We start from the raw sequence: 18,011 nt of genomic DNA on the forward strand, positions 1-18,011 counted from the left end.
TTTCATACGACCGGCTCTCAGAAGCCGGACACACTACTCAAGGGGTAAACACCATGACACTGCACTTCAAACGACTGCTGCGCACGTTCGCGCTGGGATTGGCGATGGCCGCGCCCGCCCTCTCGCACGCCGCCTGGCCCGAGAAGCCCATCACGCTGGTCGTGCCGTGGGCCGCTGGCGGCTCCACGGACATCCTGGCCCGCGTGCTGTCCGAAGGGCTGACGCAATCGCTGGGCCAGCCGGTCATCGTCGAGAACCGGTCGGGCGCTTCGGGCAATATCGGCACCGCATTCGTCGCGCGCGCCAAGCCGGACGGCTACACGCTGCTGGTGGGCTCGATGAGCACGCACACGATGAACCAGGCGCTCTATTCGAACATGCCGTTCGACGGCGTGAAGGACTTCACACCCATCGCCGAGCTGGCCCTCGTGACCAACACGATGGTCGTGCATCCGTCGGTGCCGGCATCGAACCTGAAGGAATTCATCGCCTACGTGAAGGCCAATCCCGATACCGTGGCCTACGCCTCGGCGGGCCAGGGCTCGACCAACCACCTGAGCGCAGTCCTCTTCGAAAAAGCCGCCGGCGTGAAGATGATGCACATCCCCTATCGCGGCGGCGCGCCCGCCGTGCTGGATACGGTGGCGGGCCGCACGCAGGTGTTGTTCAGCGCGGGCACGCAGACGCTGCCGCACGTGCAGTCGGGCAAGCTCAAGCTGCTGGCCGTCACCGAGGAACAACGCTCGCCGCTGCTGCCCGATGTGCCCACCGTGGCCGAAACGCTGCCCGGTTATGAGCTGGCGGTCTGGTACGGCGCATTTGGCCCGGCCGGCATGCCGCCCGAACTGGCTGCCAAGCTGAACCGCGAGATCAACGTGATTCTGAAGCGGCCCGACGTCATCAAGAAAATGGGCGACATGGGCGTGCTGCTGACCGAAACCACGCCGGAGCAGTTCGGCCAGATCCTGGCGCGCGATGCCGACAAGTACGGCAAGCTGATCAAAGAACTGGGAATCACGGCGGAATGACGGACGCATCCCCCAGCGCGGCGCTGGCCGGCGTGCAGGCGATTGCCCGCGCCTACGCGGACGGCCAGCCGTCCGCCGCCTTCCAGGCGATCGACGATTACGCGCGCCTGCACCTGGCGCATGCGCTGTGCACGGTTAATCGCTACGATGCCGACGCCATGCGCGTGGTGCGCCTGTACAGCTCGAATCCACAGGCCTACCCGCCGGGCGGCAGCAAGGACAAGGCCGGCACGGCATGGGGCCGGCACGTCCTGTTGGAGCAGCGGGTATTCGTGGGCGAGGGAGAGGCCGCCATCCGCGAATTCTTCAACGACCACGACGCCATCCGCAGCCTGGGGCTGCAATCGGTCATCAACGTGCCGGTGGCGTACGACGGCGCGTGCCTGGGCACCGTCAACTTCCTGATGCCGCGCCCGGCGGTGTCCGACGACGACGTTCACGCAGCGCGCTTGGCAGGTCTGCTGGCGCTGCCCGCGTTCCAGGCGCTGCAACGGGCGTCCTGAAGGGGAAGGCGCAGATGCCGTGAGCATCACGGTATCTGCCGGCGACGCCCGCCGCGGGATACGCCCGCCGCGGGATACGCCCGCCGCAGGTTACGCCCGCCGCAGGAATGTCCCCCGGCAACGATCTGAAAGACATCGCTCACAAATGCCAAAGTCGCCGGCCAGCGCCGCGGGTATATTGGGCTTATTCCCCAATTGCCTGGCGCTCATCATGATCAAAGGTTCCTGCCTGTGCGGCCGCGTCGCGTACGAGATCAACGGTCCGCTCACCGATGCCCTCAACTGCCATTGCGAGATGTGCCGCAAAACGCACGGCGCGGCCTTCCGCAGCCGAGCGACGGTCCAGGCGAAGGATTTCGTCTGGACACAAGGCGAAGACCATGTGACCTGGTATGCCTCGTCGCCCGGCAACTACCGGGGATTCTGCGAGGCTTGCGGCACGCCGCTGCTCAGCCGCTTTGACCAGACGCCGGACGTTTACGGCCTGCCGCTCGGCGCGCTGGATGACGATCCGGGCGTCAAGCCCGAGGCGCATTACCACGTCGCCAGCAAGGCGCCCTGGTACGACATCACGGACGCGCTGCCCCAGCACCCCGGCGCCATGGACGAAGCCCCGGAGCACGAGCCGCAGGTGTCGCCCCTGACCTTTTCGCACGGAAGATGAACCCACGTCCGGCTCCGGACTTCACAGGAGACTGATATGAGCGACTACGGCGTCGTACTGGACCCCTCCACCCTGCAATTCACGCGCAGGCTGCCTGCCAGCGTGCAGGAGGTGTGGGCCTGGCTGACGGAATCCGACAAGCGTGGCCAATGGCTGGCATTTGGCGACATGGACCTGATGGAGGGCGGCGGCGTCACCCTGCGGTTCCTGCATGCCGACCTGTCCTCCGTGCGCGAACCGACGCCCGAGGCCTACAAGCCCTACGAGGAAGGCCTGACCACGCAGGGCCTCATCACCCGGTGCGAACCGCCGCACGTGCTCAGTTACACCTGGGGCGGCTCGGCCGGCGCCCCGTCTGAAGTGACGTTCGACGTGTCCCCCCAGGACGACGGCGCCCAACTGGTGCTTACGCACCGCAAGCTGGCCACCCGGGAAGACATGGTCGACGTGGCGGGCGGCTGGCACACGCACCTGAATGTCCTGGCGGCACGCCTGGCCGGACGCGACCCAGGTCCCTTCTGGTCGGCCAATGCCGCCTGGGAAGCGGAATACCAGCGCCGCATCCCGCGTTGATAGAGTCGTTCAAGCGCAACTATCGCGGGCCAAGCCGGCATAAAAGCTGGCTAATCGGCATGCTTTGCAGTAACATGGATCCGTGATTTTTCCGCAAAAACCGGACTTCGGTCATCCTGCGTGCCAACTTGTAGCGCCCTCGAAAGGGCGCTACTGAATGAACGTCAGCGACGCCAACGAGATCCGGTTTTTTATTGGGGCCACCGCTTTTGGGTGCTCCCCGTCACTGCCCAGCACGCCGCTGCAGTCCCCGCGGCGCCAGGCGTTGCCGCACACGCAGCAACCCCGCTTCATCCGGCAAGGTGCCCGCAGCACCGCCGCCGCGACCACAGCGCGCATCGCGCGCACTTACCTCAGGGCGCGAGTATCCGCCATTTCAGACATCCATCCGGATGCCGTGGCCCGTACCCACGCTTGCCCGAACGTTTTTTTGCGTTCAAACCGCTGGACCGGTTTATCCGAGTCCGACGCGCTTGCCGCCTCGCGCGGCGTGTCATGCCGCAGGCATGACTGCGCTTTTTGATCAAGGAGTAGAAGATGGCTAAAGAAGAACTCATCGAATTGGATGGCATCGTTGACGAAGTGCTGCCCGATAGCCGCTACCGCGTCAAACTGGACAACGGCATCGAAGTCGGCGCCTACGCGTCGGGCCGTATCCGCAAGCACCGCATCCGCATCCTCGCGGGCGATCGCGTCACCCTGGAAATGTCCCCGTACGACCTGACCAAGGGCCGCATCAACTTCCGCCATAAGGACGAGCGCGCCCCCACGATGCAGCGTCCCCAGCACCACCGCCGCTAAGCCGGCCGCCCGGGCCGGCTTTCTTGCCGGCGCCCGGCTCCCTCTTTTCGCGAATCCTTAAGCCGGATTCGCGCGCTGCCGTAATGCGTGGATCGCCTGTTCATGAAAGAATGGCGCTCCTCGCCTGGCGCAACGCCAGGCCGGATACGCACGAAGCACGATGGACCTGAAAGAAGAATTGCAAGCCGCCGCAGACCAGCTTGCCCTCTCGCGAAGACGTTTCGCAAAGGGCGAGGAAGGCCTGCGCCTGCTGCGTCAGTCGCGCGAGGCGTTCATCAACAGCCTGCGCAATACCGGCCTGACCTACTCCGAAGCCAAGACCAAGTACGACAACTGCCTGGATGACCAGGAAGCCGGTCAGCGCAACGTGCAGCAGCAGATGGAATACGCCGAGCGCATGCACCAGTACGTGCTCAAGCGCATCGCGCTCGAGGCCGAGCAGGCCTGAGCGCGGTTCGCAGCCTTATCTGGACTTAGACGCATCTGGGCTTGAACGCATCCGGCTTGAATGCGTCAGGGCTTGAACGCCCCGATGAAGATCGCCGGATCGATGCGCGCATCGTTCAGGCTGACATTCCAGTGCAGATGCGGGCCCGTCGCCCGCCCCGTCGCCCCCACCTTGCCCACGACGCCGCCGCGCGGCACCTCGTCGCCGACTTTCACGGAGATGGCCGACATGTGGCAGAACATGCTGACGAAACCCTGGCCATGGTCCAGAAACACCGTCTTGCCGTTGAAGAAATAATCCCCCACCAGCACCACTACCCCGGCCGCTGGCGCCTTGATGGGCGTTCCGGCCGGCACGGCGAAATCCAGCCCCGAATGCGGATTGCGTTCCTGGCCGTTGAAGAAGCGGCGCAGGCCGAAGGGGCTGGACAGGCGTCCGCCGTTGACGGGACGATCCAGGATCAGGTTGCTGGGCGTGACGCCGGCGCGAAAGCCGCGATAGGCCTCGACCTGCTCGGCCAGCTCGCGCTCGATCCGCTTGAGGTCGTCCGGGTTCGGATCCACCTGGCGCTGGTTCTTGAGCGTGATGTGCTGCGCCACATAGTCCTTGGCGCGCACGGTGAAGGCCACCTGGCGGTTGCCGCCAGCGTCCTTGACCTGGACCTGCTCCTGGCCCGGCTTGACGCTGAGCGGAATGCCGACCACGGCGATCCACTGCTTGCCCGCCTCCCGCACCACCAGCACGGGCCGGTCCAGGTACGTGACCTGGGGCGCGGCCGCGCCGTCGCCCAGGCTAAGTACCGCCACGCCGCCCGGCACGCGAGCGTCGAGCTTGCGGCTGATGTAACTGGCCTGCTGGGCCCGCGCGGGCAAGGCCAAACACAGGGCGGCCGCGGCCAGCCCCGCGCGCAGGACACTGCGGCGGTCAACCATGGCGCTTACAGGCACAGGTTGGCCGGTTCGATGATGGTCTGATCGCGGCGGGCGATGCGCGTGGACAGGCGCGTCTCGGTCTTGTCCTGCCAGTGCGTGGTCGTCAGGACGGCCTCGACACCGAGGCTGCCGTGCAGGACAAGCTCGTACCCGTTGCGCACCGGCTTCTGTTCGAAGTTCACGCCCAGTCCCTTCCAGGCGGCCGCCACGCATTGCGTGTAGTCCTGGGCGGTGCGCTGCGTGGATCCGTAGAACACGGGCTCGCGGTCGCGGACGTCTTTGACATTGGCACAAGCCGACAGGGCAGCCACGGCGGTAAGGGACAGGATGGTACGAACCTTCATGACGATGAAAACTCTCGGTCAGTAGGGGTTGATCGGGGCGGCCAACTATACCGCACGGCCTTGGCGGGCCTCGGCGCAGAAATGTCGCGCCAAGGCGGGCAATCGCAGCGCTTTACGCCTGCGCGGGCCGCCGGGCGGACTTGGGGCGGAAGGCCGAAATGACCTCGGGACGCGTGTCGGCGTAGGGACCGCCGATGAGGTCGATGCAGTACGGAATGGCGGCGAAGATGCCCGGCACCAGCACGGCGCCGTCCTCGCCCTTGAGCCCTTCCAGCGTCTCGCGGATGGACTTGGGCTGGCCGGGCAGGTTCACGATCAGGGCGGCATGGCCGTCGGTTTCGCGGATGACGGCCACCTGCCGCGACAGGATGGCCGTGGGCACGAAACGCAGGCTGATCTGGCGCATCTGTTCGCCAAAACCCGGCATTTCCTTGGTGCCGACCGCCAGCGTCGCCTCGGGCGTGACGTCGCGCCGCGCCGGGCCGGTGCCGCCGGTCGTCAGGACGAGGTCGCAGCCGCAGCCGTCGACCAGTTCGATCAGGGTCTCCGAGATGCGGGCGGGCTCGTCGGGAATCAGCCGATCAACCGCCTGCCAGGGCGACGACAGCGCCCCGCCCAGCCACTCGCGCAGCGCGGGCAGTCCCTGATCCTGGTAGGCGCCCGTAGAGGCGCGGTCGGAAACGGACACCAGGCCCACGATAAGTTCGTCGGGATGGCGGCGGGGGATTCGGGCAATGTCGGTCATGGCGTAGGAGGAAATCCGGCGGTGAAGCGCCGCGTTGGCGGCAGGCGGCGCGGCCGGCCAGGGATCCCGGCCGGGCGCGCGACATTGATGCTATCGCATTCCGCCTGGCGGCACGTGGCGGGGCGCGGCCGGGCCAAGTGTCGCAAAAAGGGGAATCGGCGCGCCGCCCAGGGTTTCCCGCGCTTGTTCGCGTCATGGACGCTGGATAACATCCGCTAACAATCCCGCCCCATTGTTGAGGCGCGGCGCATTTTCGGGTTTCCCATGTTCAAACGCACTCTTCGGCAGCACGCGCTTGCCGCGGCGCTGGCCCTGTCCGCCGCGGCCGTGGCCGGCTGGGCGGCCCTGCATACGCTGGCCCTGAAGACCGAACCGGTGCCCGCGGCCGCACCCGGCATCTACATTCCCAACCTGGGTAATACGCTGGACGAGCAGACGCGCAATCTGTCGCGGCTCAGCCAGGCGCTGCGCACGGGCGACCGTCTGGTGATCCTCGGGTCCTCGGAACTCACCAGCAACGACCTGCGCTTCGTGCCGTACCGTTTCCTGGCCGACGAGCTGCAGATGCCCGTCCTGGCGTATGGCCATTCCGGGTTCCAGTCGCTGGGCATGCAGTTCGTGCTGGCGGCGCTGGCCGATGACCTGTCGCCGGCCTCGCGCGTGGTCGTGATGCTGTCGCCCGGCTGGTTCGACGGCGAAGGCGGGTTGGGGCCGGACGAATTCAAGGAGCACGCCAACCCGCTGCTGCCCCGCCTGCTGCGCCAACCCGATGGCCGGTCCGAAGTCTTGCGGTGGCTGGAAGCCAAGGGCGACGCCGGCGTGTACTGGTCGATGGCGGCCGAGCAGGCGTACGTCTTCCGCCAGCGCCTGGCCAGCCTGTGGGCCCCCGCGTACGCCGCGCCCATCCCCGAACCGGAACGCGAAGGCCCCGCGGCGGCGGCGCGCGTGGTGGACTGGGATGCGCTGGCCGGCCAGGCGCAGACCGCCGAGCAGGCACTCATGACGGACAATCGCTATGCCGTGCGTGACGAATTCTTCAACAAGTACCTGCGCAGCATCCCCGAAGGCGGCAAAACCGCCTATCAGCCCCAGCCACTGACCGGCCGCGACGAACTGCGCGAACTCGACGCCCTCATGGCGCTGCTGCACCAGCACAAGGTCAATGCGCTGTTCGTCATGCAGCCGCTGCACCCGATGGTCTTCAATGACCTGCACCGCTTCGATCCGATCCAGCAGCAAGTTGCCGGCCTGTGCCAGCGTTACGCAATGACCTGCATGGATATGTATGACGCGCCCTTCGAGGTCGGCACGCTGCGCGACGTGCAGCATCTGGGCGAGCTGGGCTGGCTGCGCGTCAACCAGAAGATCGCCGAGGTATTCCGCCCATGAAAAGAACGCTGTGGCTCTGCCTGCTGTATCTGGGAATTCTGGCCGTCATGGTGATCCAGGCGGATACGTCGGCCAATCTGGGTAAACCGATGGAGATCGAATTCCAGTATTCGAAGTTCTAAGATTGAGGGCCGGGTCATTCAGGGACAGGTCATAAATCTGCAATAATCGGGGCATTCTCGCCGGAACCTCGCCCCCCTCCCCCATGTTCGACCTCTTCCACGGCCTAGACCTTTGGGTTGGCCTCAGTCTTGTGCTGGCCCTGACCTTCGTCCTGGCCTTCGAATTCATCAACGGCTTTCACGACACGGCCAACGCCGTGGCAACGGTCATCTACACCAAGGCCATGCCGCCGCATCTTGCGGTGGTCCTGTCCGGCATCTTCAACTTCCTGGGCGTGTTGCTGGGCGGCGTGGGCGTCGCGTACGCCATCGTCCATCTGCTGCCCGTCGAACTGCTGATCAATGTGGACACCGGCCGCGGGCTGGCAATGGTCTTCGCCATGCTGGCGGCGGCCATCGCGTGGAATCTGGGCACGTGGTACTTCGGCATTCCGGCCTCCAGCTCGCACACGCTGATCGGCTCGATCCTGGGCGTGGGCCTGGCCAATGCGCTCATCACGGACCTGCCGCTGGGCCAAGGCGTGAACTGGGGCAAGGCTATCGACATCGGCCTGTCGCTGGTGGCCTCGCCCATCGCCGGGTTCGCGGTGGCCGGGTTGCTGTTGCTGGCGCTCAAGCGCTGGCTGCCGCTGTCCAAGATGCACAAGACGCCCGAACAGCGCCGCGCCATCGACAACAAGAAGCACCCGCCGTTCTGGAACCGCCTGGTGCTGGTGCTGTCGGCCATGGGCGTGAGCTTCGTGCACGGCTCGAACGACGGACAGAAGGGCATCGGGCTCATCATGCTGGTGCTGATCGGCATCGTGCCGGCCAACTTCGTGCTGGACACCCACAGCACCACCTACCAGATCGAACGCACCCGCGACGCCGCCAACCACCTGATGGTGTTCTACCAGCGCAACGAAGCGCTGCTGGGCGACTTCCTGGCTTTGCGCCGCACCGACATCCAGGAAGACCTGCCCGCCAACTTCCGCTGCGACCCGGCCCTGACCGTGCCCACCATCATGGCGCTGCAAAGGGACCTGCACGGGGTTTCCAACTACGCTGACCTGTCCGCGCAAAAGCGCATCGATGTGCGCCGCTACTTGCTTTGCCTGGACGACACCGCCAAGAAGGTGGCGCGCCTGGAAGGTCTGCCCGCCCGCGAGGCCGCCGACCTGCAAAGGCTGCGCGCGGACCTGACCGCCACCACCGAATACGCGCCCTTCTGGGTGATCGTTGCCGTGGCGCTGGCGCTGGGCGCCGGCACCATGGTCGGCTGGCGCCGCGTCGTTCTGACGGTCGGCGAAAAAATCGGCAAACAGGGCATGACCTACGCGCAGGGCATGTCGGCGCAGCTGACCGCCGTGGGGGCCATTGGTCTTGCCAACGTCTTCAGCCTGCCCGTGTCCACCACCCACGTGCTGTCCTCGGGCGTGGCGGGCACCATGATCGCCAACAAGACGGGGCTGCAGGGCAACACGGTGCGCAACATCCTGCTGGCCTGGGTGCTGACGCTGCCCGCCTCGATGCTGCTGGCCGCCGGTCTGTTCTGGATCGGCGTGCAGATCGCGGGCTGATCTCGGGCTGACTGATCCGGCCGTGCAGGCAATCTGCACGGCCGCTGCAACACTCTGGCTATTGCGCCGGCCTATGCGCCCGCGCCCGGCGCCGTCTACGATGGCGCCATGATTACCGCATCCCCCACCCTGCATTACATCTTTGATCCGCTCTGCGGCTGGTGCTACGGCGCCGCGCCGCTGGTGGCGGCCGCCCGCGCCATTGCCGGCCTGAACATCGAGCCGCATGGCGGCGGCATGATGACCGGCGGCAACCGCCAACTGGTCACCGACGCCCTGCGCCGCTACGTCATGCCGCACGACGAGCGCATCGCGGGCCTCACCGGCCAGCCGTTCGGCACCGATTATTTCGACGGCCTGCTGCGCGACAGCGGCGCCGTGTTCGATTCCGAACCGCCCACCACCGCCATCCTGGCCGCCCAAACGCTGGCGGGCCGCGGCCTGGACCTGCTGCACCGGATGCAGCAGGCGCATTACGTGGAGGGCCGTCGCATCGCCGAACCCGCCGTGCTGCGCGCGCTGGCCGTGGAGATCGGCCTGGACGCCGAGGCCTTCGACGCTGCCTACGAACAGGCACAGGGCGCCGAGACTGCGGCGCACATTGCCGCGAGCCGCCGGCTGCTGGCCCAGGTCGGGGGCACGGGCTTTCCGACGCTGGCGCTGGAGCGCGACGGCGCTTTTACGCTACTGGAACCCAGCCGGTATCTCGGCCGTCCCGAGCAATGGCGTGACCACCTGGCGGCACGCATCCAGGGCGGCGCCTGACGTCGCGAATCAGGACTCTTCGATATCCCCGTCGCGCTGCAAGGCGCGATGCATCGCCGGGCGCTCGCCAAGACGCTCGACGTACGCATTGAAGACGGGGGTCTCGGGCACGATCTTCATCCGCATCATGTACTGCAGCGAGCCGCCCAGCACGATGTCCACGGCCGAGAACCTGTCGCCCAGGAAAAACGGCCGCGCCTGCAGCACCCGCGTCAGCACCTCTTCGACCTCGTCGGCCGATCCCCATCCCAGCGCGGCCTGATGCGGCGTCTTGAAGGCCCGCTCGACCATCGCGGGCTCGAACACGCCCGTGGAATACGCCAGCCACGTCAGATAGGGGCCGCGCTGCGCGTCGCCGACGACCGGGCCCAGCCCCGCCTGCGGAAACAGGTCGGTCAGGTACACCGCGATGGCGGGAGTCTCGAACACGGGCACGCCGTCATGCACCAGCGCCGGCACCTTGCGGTGCGGGTGGATGTCGATGTAATCGGCAGGCATGTGCCCCGTGCTGTCGTGGCCGCGGATCGACACCATCTCGGTATCGTAGGGCACGCCCAGTTCCTCGAGCAGCCACAGTATCCGGAACGACCGCGAACGCGGTGCGTGGTAGAGCGTAAGCATGGTCGGTCTCCTTGGGGGATCGGACCATTTTGCCTTGCGGGCCGCTACGCCGCCAAGGCTAGCAATATCCCGTATCCGCCCATGCCGAGCAGCACGGCCACGCCCGTATTGCTGACCAGGCGCGCCGCAACGCCCGTCACGGCCAGCCCGCCCACGTACGGCGCGATGCGGGCGGCCTCGTCTGCGGCGCCCAGCAGATCCGGCACGATCACGGCGGCCGCGATGCCCGCCAGCAGCGACGGCCCCAGCGCCGACAGCGCCGAGCCCTCGCGGGACAGGTGCCGCAGCAATCGGCTGCGCTCGGACAGCATGAAGGGCAGCGCGCGTGTGAGATAAGTGATGACCGCCATCGCGATGACGGCGCCCCAGAATTCCAATCCGCTGGCGTTCATGCGGCCCTCCTCACGCGATAGGCGACGCAGCCGATGACCGCGCCCGCCAGGATGGCGAGGCTGGTGTAGCCCAGCGCGGCCACCAGTCCGGCGCCGATGACGGCGGCCAGGATGGGCAGTCCCATGCCGCGCCGGGCGCTCTGGCACACCAGCGCCATGAACAGCGCCGGCAGCGCAAAGCGCATGACCTGCGACAGCATCGGATAGTGCCGTTCCAGGCCGTCGCCCGCGTACACCCCCACGGCGGTGCCGGCGATCCACGTCAGCCAGGCGCCCAGGCCCAGCGCGATCATCCAGCCTTGGCGCCGGGCGGGTTCCACGCCGTGCAGCCGGTTGAACGCGGTGGCGAAGACTTCGTCGGTCAACAGGAAAGCCACTTTGAGGCGATCGCGCAGCGCCGCCGGCAGAAAGCGCGACAGCAGCGGGCCATAGAGCAGATGCCGGGCGTTGAGTAGCGAGCACAACGCCACCACCCACAGCCACGGCGTGCCGGCCTTGATGGACGCCAGCAGCAGGAACTGGCTGGCGCCCGCGTAGACCAGCACGGAAATCAGGATGACCTGCAGCGGGGTCAGGCCGGCCGCGATGCCGGCAATGCCGAACGTCACGGCCACCGGAAAGTAGCCGATCATGACCGGCAGGCAAGATTTCAGACCATCGATGCGCGCGCCGCCGGACGGGGCGCGCGCGGCGGCGGGGGGAGTCTCCAAGGCGCTCATCGCTTTTATTTGTTGCGGCGGGCGCCCATTTTACTCAGCGGTGCGTCAAGGCATCGCCCCCAACGCCCGCAGCTGCGACTTCAGGCGGCGCACCTCCTGGCTCAGGTCCAGAATGAGCGCGACGGCGTCCAGGCCGGCGCCGAAGTCGTGTTCCAGCCGTCGCGCGTGCAAGGCGCGTTGCAAGTCCACGCTGTAGAAACGCCATTCCGCCGGGCCGGTTCCGCTGGCGTTGACGATGCCGACCTCGACCAGCCGGGCCACCCATTCCACTTCCGCGCCGCAGGCGCGCGCCAGGTCGTCGGTGCTGAGCGGTTGCGACTTGCCGACCACGGTGGCGCTGGTGATCACTATCTTGTTCATGCTCAGACCCCGAGGTTGCGGCGCGGGTTGAAAGGCAGATCCTGCTGGAGCTTGCGGTAGGCGGCCTTGGCGGCTTCGCTGTCGGCGGGCGGCAGCACCAGATCCAGAACCAAGTACAGGTCGCCCGGCGGATCGCCGGGGATGCCGCGTCCGCGCAGCCTGAGCTTGCGGCCGTTGCCGGAACCGGCCGGCACGGACACTTCGACCGTGCCGCCGGGCGTGGGCGCCTGGACGCTGGCGCCCAGCGCGGCTTCCCACGGCGCAACCGGCAACGTCATGTAGAGATCGCGCCCTTCGGCGCGGTAACGCGGATGCGGCTTGAAGCGCACTTCCAGATACAGATCGCCGCTTTCGCCGCCGCCATAGCCAGGCATGCCCTGTCCGGCCAGCCGGATGTACTGGCCTTCACGCACGCCGGCCGGGATCTTGACGCTGAGGGTGCGGCTTTGCATGTGCGGCCGTCCCTGATCGTCCATCTGCATGGACCGCAGGCTGATGTCGCGCGTCGCACCCTTGATCGCGTCTTCGAGGTCGACTTCGATCGCGGCGTGATGGTCTTCGCCGCGCGTGCGGAAGTCCTGCTGGCGCGCGCCGTGCCGGCCCCCCCGGCCGCCAAAGAGTGACGAAAAGAACTCGCTGAATTGCGCCTCGTCGCCAGGCGCGGCGCCGCGGTGGAATTCGAAACCTTCGTCCCAGCCGGGCGGAGGTTGGAAGCCGCCGTCGGGCGTGACGCCCGCAGCCAAATTGTCATAGGCCTGGCGCTTTTCAGCGTCGCGCAACACGTCATACGCTTCGTTGACGTCGCGCATGCGGGTTTCGGCGTCGCTTTCCTTGCTGACGTCTGGGTGATATTTGCGGGCGAGCTTGCGATAGGCTTTGCGGATATCGTCGTCGGATGCGCCCTGCTCCACCCCGAGAATGCTGTAGTAGTCCTTGAACTCCATGTTCCAGCTCACGTAGAGGGTTGAGGCCGCGTCCGGCACAGCCGGATCCGGCCTTGAATAGCCAGAAGATAGGGGTTATGGACCGATTTTTCAATGTGCGGCCGCGCGGCATGTGCCGGCAGCACAAGCTGGCCGCCTGATTGGCGTAGTATGTGTTTTTTCGCCCGGATTTTGGGGGCGGACCCAACAGGCAGGATCCACGATGAAGATGAGCAACATCCCCTTCGGCACCACCGACTGGTCCGAAGTGGAACGCACCGAACACGCCGGCGACACCGGCATGGCGTACTGGCGGACCCGTAATTTCGGCGACCTGCGCGTGCGCATGGTGGAATACACGGCCGGTTACCTGGCCGACCACTGGTGCACCAAGGGCCACATCTTGTTCTGTCTGGAAGGCGAACTGCACACCGAACTGGAAGACGGCCGCCAGTTCGTGCTGACCCCGGGCATGAGCTACCAGGTGGCCGATCAGGCCGAACCGCATCGCTCGTCCACGCAGACCGGCGCCAAGCTGTTCATTGTTGACTGACCCTTGTGGCTGACGCGCCCGCGCGACACGTCCGCATTGCACTTGCGTTACGCTTTGCAAATCAGGCGCCGCGCGCGGCCTGACCATACGTTACCCCGCCTGACCGGAGACAAGCTTTGGGCGCCCCGATTACGCTATACGTCGATTCCCTGTTTCTCAGCCCCTACGCCATGTCGGTCTATGTGGCGCTGACCGAAAAGCGGCTGCCCTTTGAAGTGCGTCCCATCGACCTGGGCGCCGGCGAACAGCGCATGCAGCCGTTCCAGTGCCGCGCGCTCACGTCGCGGGTGCCGGCGCTGACGCACGCGGACTTCAATCTGACCGAATCCAGTGTCATCGCCGAATACCTGGACGAAGCCTTTCCCCCTCCCGAACACACCGGCCTGTTTCCGGCCGCACTGCAGGAACGCGCCCGCGCGCGCCAATTGCAGGCCTGGCTGCGCAGCGACCTGGGCGCCTTGCGCCAGGAACGTCCCACGGAAACCGTGTTCTACGGCGAAACCGGCCAGCCCCTGTCCGACGACGCCCATGCGGCCTCCGCCAAATTGATTCGCGTGGCCAGCTATCTGGTCGGCGTTGGCCAGACGACACTGTTCGACGAGTGGTGCATCGCCGATCTCGATCTGGCGGTCATGCTCAAGCGCCTGTCGAACGACGACCTGCCCGACACGCTGCGCGCCTACGCAGACGTGCAATGGCAGCGGCCCGCCGTCCAGAAGTGGCTGGAACACAACGCCGCCGCGCGGTGAGTTGAGCTGAGCAGTGGTCTGCCATCGGTCCGATTAAGCCGGGCTGAGCGCCGATTTGACACCCCGCAAGCGTTCCGATGTTGCACCGCACCATCTGATGCGGTGTAATGGGGAGGTCAATTTCGCCGGTTCCACTGGGGGCCGGCTCGGCGGCGGTCTGTCGCCGGCAGCTCATTACAGGAGATCGCCATGGCCGGATCCGGCACCGATCACATGCTCGCCCCGTCCCTCAACCCCTGGACGGCCGCCTACGAATACGCGGTGGACGCCTGGCAGCGCGGCGTGCTTTATGCGGACGTGATGCGCCAGCGCGGCAACCAATATCACGATCACATGGCCAAGCGCGCGCCCAACGTGCTCAGCATGGAATTCGAGCTGGTGCTGGATGGCCGCGAGCTGCCCCGCCCCGTCAATTACGGCCTCTTGCGGATCACGCCGCCGGCCGGCGTGGAAACGGACCCGATCAAGCGCCCCTTCCTGGTGGTGGACCCGCGCGCGGGCCACGGCCCGGGCATCGGCGGCTTCAAGCCTGAAAGCGAAATCGGCGTGGCCGTGCGCGCGGGGCATCCCTGCTACTTCGCGACGTTCCTGCCGCAGCCCATGCCCACCCAGACCGTCGAAGACGTGATGATGGCCGAGGCGCGCTTTCTGGAAGAAATCATTGCGCTGCACCCGGATGCCGAGGGCAAGCCCGTCGTCGTGGCCAATTGCCAGGCGGGCTGGCAGATCATGATGACCGCGGCGGTGCGCCCTGAACTGTTCGGGCCGATCATCGTCGCTGGCGCGCCGCTGTCCTACTGGGCGGGCTGGCGCGGCATGAATCCCATGCGCTACGCGGGCGGCCTGCTGGGCGGAAGCTGGCTCACGGCCATGACCAGCGACCTGGGCAACGGCAAGTTCGACGGCGCCTGGCTGGTGCAGAACTTCGAGAACCTCAATCCCGCCAACACCCTGTGGTCCAAGCAGTACAACCTGTACGCCAAGGTCGACACCGAGGCCGACCGCTACCTGAGCTTTGAAAAATGGTGGGGCGGCCACGTCTTCCTGAACGGGCCCGAGATCCAATACATCGTCGACAACCTGTTCGTGGGCAACCGTCTGGCCACCGCGGGCCTGGTGACCTCCGACGGCATCCGCATCGACCTGCGCAACATCCGCTCGCCCATCGTGGTGTTCTGCTCCAAGGGCGACAACATCACCCCGCCCCCGCAGGCGCTGGGCTGGATTCCCGATCTGTACCAGAACGAAGCCGAAGTCCTGGCCCACGGCCAGACCATCGTCTACGCCATCCACGAAAGCATCGGCCACCTGGGCATCTTCGTGTCCGGCAGCGTGGCGCGCAAGGAACACCAGGAATTCACCTCCAACATCGACATGATCGATGTGCTGCCGCCGGGCATCTACCAGGCCGAAATCGCCGACAAGACGCCCGACACGCCCAACGCCGATCTGGCTTTCGGCAACTACGTGCTGTCCTTCGAACAGCGCAAGCTGGACGACGTGCGCGCCATTGTTGACCGCAAGGAAGAAGATGACCAACGCTTTGCCGCGGTGGCCCGCATCTCCGACATCAATCTGGGCATGTACCGCAGCTTCGTGCAGCCCTGGCTGCGCGCCATGGTCACGCCGCAATCGGCCGAGTGGATGCAGCGCATGCACCCGCTGCGCCTGCCCTACGAACTGATCTCCGACCGCAATCCGCTCATCGCCCCCATCGCCAAGGTCGCCGAACAGGTGCGCGAGAACCGCCAGCAGGCCGCGCCCGCCAATCCGTTCGTGGTGGCGCAAGAGATGTTCTCGAACTGGATCGAGACCAGCCTGAACATCTGGCAGGAATTGCGCGATTCGGCCGACGAGCGCACCTTCATGAGCGTCTACGGATCGCCCGTGGTGCAGGATCTGGCCGGCCTGGGCGCCAAGTCCGGCTCGCCCCGCAGGCACCCCGGCGTCTCGCCGGAGCATCGCCGCTTCATGGAAGACCGCGCCGCTGAACTGCGTTCCATGCTGCAGGAAGGCGGACTGCGCGTGGCCGCGATCCGCATGCTGCTGTACGTGTCCGGCGCCGAGGGCGGCCTGGACGAGCGCAGTTTCGCGCTGATCCGCAAGATGCGCGCCGAAGCCGACAACGCGCTGACGCTGGAAGCGTTCAAGGACGTTATCCGCGAACAGGCCCTGATGATGACGCTGGATTCGGACGCCGCCATCCAGGCCATGCCCCGCCTTCTGGAAGACTCGACGGCCGCCGAAATCCGCGCCAGCCTGGTCGCGATGAAGGGCGTCCTGGAAGCGGCCGAGCCGCTGAGCGACGCGGCGCGCGAAAGTCTGAACGAAATGGAGCGCATCTTCGAAGCGGCCGAACGCCGCGCGCAACGGCGCAAGCAAGGCCAGGCGCCTGCGGCATCGCGCGGCGCCGCCGCCGCGAAGGCCGCCTATCCAGTCCAGGATCTGGTCGACTTGGCCGCCCAGGTGCCCGCCAAGACCGCCCGGCCGCATCCTGACGCAGCGGGAAAGGCCGTCAATGAGGCGGAGCCGCCCAAGAAGGCGCCGCCGTCGGCATCGAAGGCCGCGACGAAGGCCGCATCGAAAGCAGCGCCCAACGCCGCGTCGAAAGCGGCATCGAAGTCCCCGGCAAGGCACGCCGCCAAAACGGCAAAGCCGGCGGCCAATGGCGCCGCCAAGGCAGCATCGAAGCCCGCGTCGAAGCCCGCTTCGAAGTCCGCCTCCAAGTCCGGCGCGGACGCGACCCCGGCCAAAGCGCCCGCCAAGCGCGCCGCCACCCGTCAACCCGCCAAGGCCTGAGACCCATGAGCCTCCCCACGTCCACGCACTACGACAAACTCATCGCGCGCGCGCAAACGCTGGAGGCGGCCCCGTGCGCGATCGCCCATCCTTGCGATGAACCGTCGCTGTCGGCCGCGCTGGAAGCGCGCGATCTGGGCCTGCTGCGGCCCATCCTGGTCGGACCCGAAGGCAAGATCCGCGACACGGCCGAGCAGTTCAAGCTGAACCTGGGCGACGCCCGCATCGTGGACGCGCCGCACAGCCATGCGGCCGCGGAAACCGCCGTGGCGCTGGTGCGCAGCGGCGAGGCCTCCCTGCTGATGAAGGGCAGCCTGCACACCGACGAGCTGATGCACGAGGTCGTGGCGCGCGCCACCGGCCTGCGCAGCGGCCGGCGCATCAGCCATGTGTTCATCATGGAAGTGCCGACCTACGCCGAGCCGCTCTTCATCACCGATGCGGCCATCAACATCTTTCCGGACCTCGAAACCAAGGCCGACATCATCCGCAACGTGATCGACCTGCATCACGGACTGGGGTTGGGCGAACCGCGCGTGGCGATCCTGTCGGCGGTCGAACAGGTCACCCCCAGCATCCCCAGCACCATCGAGGCAGCCGCCCTGTGCAAGATGGCCGACCGCGGCCAGATCGCGGGCGGCGTGCTGGACGGCCCGCTGGCGCTGGACAACGCGATCAGCCCCGACGCCGCGCGCATCAAGGGCATCCGCTCGCCCGTGGCCGGCGTGGCCCAGGTGCTGGTGGTGCCCGATCTGGAAGCCGGCAACATGCTGGCCAAGAACCTGACCTTTCTCGCCAACGCCGAGGCGGCCGGCATCGTGCTGGGCGCACGCGTGCCGATCATCCTGACCAGCCGCGCCGACAGCCCGCGTTCGCGCCTGGCGTCTTGCGCGGTGGCGGCGATCTACGCCAACTACCTTGCCCAGCAGCAGGCCAGACCGCTGGCCTGACAACCGTCAGCCCCAGCCCCGGCCCGCCCTCGCGGGCCTTCGCGCGACTTGTCTCAACGTGGAAGCACACCG

The 18,011-nt window shown here is 66.8% G+C and carries 23 protein-coding genes; 15 read left to right on the forward strand and 8 right to left on the reverse strand.

Annotated elements, in window-relative coordinates; all coding sequences use genetic code 11:
- Positions 1-53 precede the first annotated feature (53 nt).
- The 7 genes from ASD71_RS24995 to ASD71_RS25020 all read left to right on the forward strand — a co-directional run bounded on the left by ASD71_RS24995 (position 54) and on the right by ASD71_RS25020 (position 4,017).
- Positions 54-1,028, forward strand: a complete 975-nt coding sequence (locus tag ASD71_RS24995) for a tripartite tricarboxylate transporter substrate binding protein (RefSeq protein ID WP_056570928.1) — start codon at positions 54-56, stop codon at positions 1,026-1,028.
- Positions 1,025-1,531 carry a GAF domain-containing protein gene (locus ASD71_RS25000; RefSeq protein WP_056570930.1) on the forward strand — a complete coding sequence of 169 codons (507 nt, stop codon included), beginning with the start codon at positions 1,025-1,027 and terminating at the stop codon, positions 1,529-1,531. Before ASD71_RS24995 ends, ASD71_RS25000 begins: the two co-directional genes overlap by 4 nt.
- 211 nt (positions 1,532-1,742) lie before the next feature.
- Positions 1,743-2,195 (forward strand): GFA family protein, encoded by a 453-nt coding sequence (locus ASD71_RS25005; RefSeq protein ID WP_056570999.1) that lies wholly within the window; start codon positions 1,743-1,745, stop codon positions 2,193-2,195.
- 36 nt (positions 2,196-2,231) lie between these two features.
- Positions 2,232-2,768 (forward strand): SRPBCC family protein, encoded by a 537-nt coding sequence (locus ASD71_RS25010; RefSeq protein WP_056570932.1) that lies wholly within the window; start codon positions 2,232-2,234, stop codon positions 2,766-2,768.
- 157 nt (positions 2,769-2,925) lie between these two features.
- Positions 2,926-3,291 (forward strand): hypothetical protein, encoded by a 366-nt coding sequence (locus ASD71_RS28100; RefSeq protein WP_156395300.1) that lies wholly within the window; start codon positions 2,926-2,928, stop codon positions 3,289-3,291.
- Positions 3,292-3,305: 14 nt separating this feature from the next.
- Positions 3,306-3,569 (forward strand): translation initiation factor IF-1, encoded by a 264-nt coding sequence (gene infA, locus ASD71_RS25015; RefSeq protein ID WP_056570934.1) that lies wholly within the window; start codon positions 3,306-3,308, stop codon positions 3,567-3,569.
- A 160-nt stretch (positions 3,570-3,729) separates the two neighbouring features.
- Positions 3,730-4,017, forward strand: coding sequence for a hypothetical protein (locus tag ASD71_RS25020; RefSeq protein WP_056570936.1), 288 nt, complete (start codon positions 3,730-3,732; stop codon positions 4,015-4,017).
- Positions 4,018-4,082: 65 nt separating this feature from the next.
- Here ASD71_RS25020 and ASD71_RS25025 read toward each other — a convergent pair whose 3' ends face one another.
- The 3 genes from ASD71_RS25025 to mog form a co-directional block, all read right to left on the reverse strand.
- A complete protein-coding gene (locus ASD71_RS25025) occupies positions 4,083-4,949 on the reverse strand; it encodes a peptidoglycan DD-metalloendopeptidase family protein (protein WP_056570938.1) in 867 nt (288 codons plus the stop codon).
- Between the two features lie 5 nt (positions 4,950-4,954).
- Entirely contained in the window at positions 4,955-5,293 is a 339-nt protein-coding gene (locus ASD71_RS25030) for a hypothetical protein (RefSeq protein WP_056570940.1), read from the reverse strand.
- 112 nt (positions 5,294-5,405) lie between these two features.
- On the reverse strand, positions 5,406-6,038 hold the full coding sequence (gene mog, locus ASD71_RS25035; RefSeq protein WP_056570942.1) for a molybdopterin adenylyltransferase: 633 nt from the start codon (positions 6,036-6,038) through the stop codon (positions 5,406-5,408).
- Positions 6,039-6,302: 264 nt separating this feature from the next.
- On the opposite strand from mog, the gene ASD71_RS25040 reads away from it, so the two are divergent.
- The 4 genes from ASD71_RS25040 to ASD71_RS25050 all read left to right on the forward strand — a co-directional run bounded on the left by ASD71_RS25040 (position 6,303) and on the right by ASD71_RS25050 (position 9,873).
- Complete coding sequence (locus tag ASD71_RS25040; protein ID WP_056570944.1) at positions 6,303-7,427, forward strand: D-alanyl-lipoteichoic acid biosynthesis protein DltD; 1,125 nt, start codon at positions 6,303-6,305, stop codon at positions 7,425-7,427.
- The gene (locus tag ASD71_RS28515; protein WP_255357224.1) at positions 7,424-7,549 is read left to right on the forward strand and encodes a hypothetical protein; all 126 of its coding nucleotides are present in this window, start codon (positions 7,424-7,426) and stop codon (positions 7,547-7,549) included. The genes ASD71_RS25040 and ASD71_RS28515 overlap by 4 nt, the downstream gene beginning before the upstream one ends.
- Positions 7,550-7,632: 83 nt before the next feature.
- Complete coding sequence (locus tag ASD71_RS25045) at positions 7,633-9,108, forward strand: inorganic phosphate transporter (protein WP_056570946.1); 1,476 nt, start codon at positions 7,633-7,635, stop codon at positions 9,106-9,108.
- A gap of 108 nt (positions 9,109-9,216) precedes the next feature.
- The gene (locus tag ASD71_RS25050; protein ID WP_056570948.1) at positions 9,217-9,873 is read left to right on the forward strand and encodes a DsbA family protein; all 657 of its coding nucleotides are present in this window, start codon (positions 9,217-9,219) and stop codon (positions 9,871-9,873) included.
- Between the two features lie 9 nt (positions 9,874-9,882).
- Here ASD71_RS25050 and ASD71_RS25055 read toward each other — a convergent pair whose 3' ends face one another.
- The 5 genes from ASD71_RS25055 to ASD71_RS25075 form a co-directional block, all read right to left on the reverse strand.
- Complete coding sequence (locus ASD71_RS25055) at positions 9,883-10,494, reverse strand: glutathione S-transferase family protein (RefSeq protein ID WP_056570950.1); 612 nt, start codon at positions 10,492-10,494, stop codon at positions 9,883-9,885.
- 44 nt (positions 10,495-10,538) lie between these two features.
- Positions 10,539-10,886, reverse strand: coding sequence for an AzlD domain-containing protein (locus ASD71_RS25060; protein WP_056570952.1), 348 nt, complete (start codon positions 10,884-10,886; stop codon positions 10,539-10,541).
- Positions 10,883-11,518 (reverse strand): AzlC family ABC transporter permease, encoded by a 636-nt coding sequence (locus ASD71_RS25065; RefSeq protein ID WP_235512338.1) that lies wholly within the window; start codon positions 11,516-11,518, stop codon positions 10,883-10,885. Before ASD71_RS25065 ends, ASD71_RS25060 begins: the two co-directional genes overlap by 4 nt.
- A gap of 132 nt (positions 11,519-11,650) precedes the next feature.
- Positions 11,651-11,965, reverse strand: a complete 315-nt coding sequence (locus tag ASD71_RS25070) for a chaperone modulator CbpM (RefSeq protein WP_056570954.1) — start codon at positions 11,963-11,965, stop codon at positions 11,651-11,653.
- A gap of 2 nt (positions 11,966-11,967) precedes the next feature.
- Positions 11,968-12,909 (reverse strand): DnaJ C-terminal domain-containing protein, encoded by a 942-nt coding sequence (locus ASD71_RS25075; RefSeq protein WP_056570956.1) that lies wholly within the window; start codon positions 12,907-12,909, stop codon positions 11,968-11,970.
- Between the two features lie 202 nt (positions 12,910-13,111).
- Between ASD71_RS25075 and ASD71_RS25080 the strand changes: the two genes are divergently transcribed.
- The 4 genes from ASD71_RS25080 to ASD71_RS25095 all read left to right on the forward strand — a co-directional run bounded on the left by ASD71_RS25080 (position 13,112) and on the right by ASD71_RS25095 (position 17,939).
- Positions 13,112-13,441 (forward strand): DHCW motif cupin fold protein, encoded by a 330-nt coding sequence (locus ASD71_RS25080; RefSeq protein ID WP_056570958.1) that lies wholly within the window; start codon positions 13,112-13,114, stop codon positions 13,439-13,441.
- A gap of 116 nt (positions 13,442-13,557) precedes the next feature.
- Positions 13,558-14,190: a glutathione transferase gene (gene yfcF / locus ASD71_RS25085; protein WP_056570959.1), complete on the forward strand. Its 633-nt coding sequence runs from the start codon at positions 13,558-13,560 to the stop codon at positions 14,188-14,190.
- 189 nt (positions 14,191-14,379) lie between these two features.
- Positions 14,380-16,989 (forward strand): DUF3141 domain-containing protein, encoded by a 2,610-nt coding sequence (locus ASD71_RS25090; protein WP_056570961.1) that lies wholly within the window; start codon positions 14,380-14,382, stop codon positions 16,987-16,989.
- Positions 16,990-16,994: 5 nt separating this feature from the next.
- Positions 16,995-17,939 (forward strand): phosphate acetyltransferase, encoded by a 945-nt coding sequence (locus tag ASD71_RS25095; protein WP_056570963.1) that lies wholly within the window; start codon positions 16,995-16,997, stop codon positions 17,937-17,939.
- The last annotated feature ends 72 nt before the right edge of the window (positions 17,940-18,011 follow it).

This window comes from Achromobacter sp. Root565 (assembly GCF_001427425.1).
In the GTDB taxonomy this organism is placed as follows: Bacteria; Pseudomonadota; Gammaproteobacteria; order Burkholderiales; family Burkholderiaceae_B; genus Achromobacter; species Achromobacter spanius_D.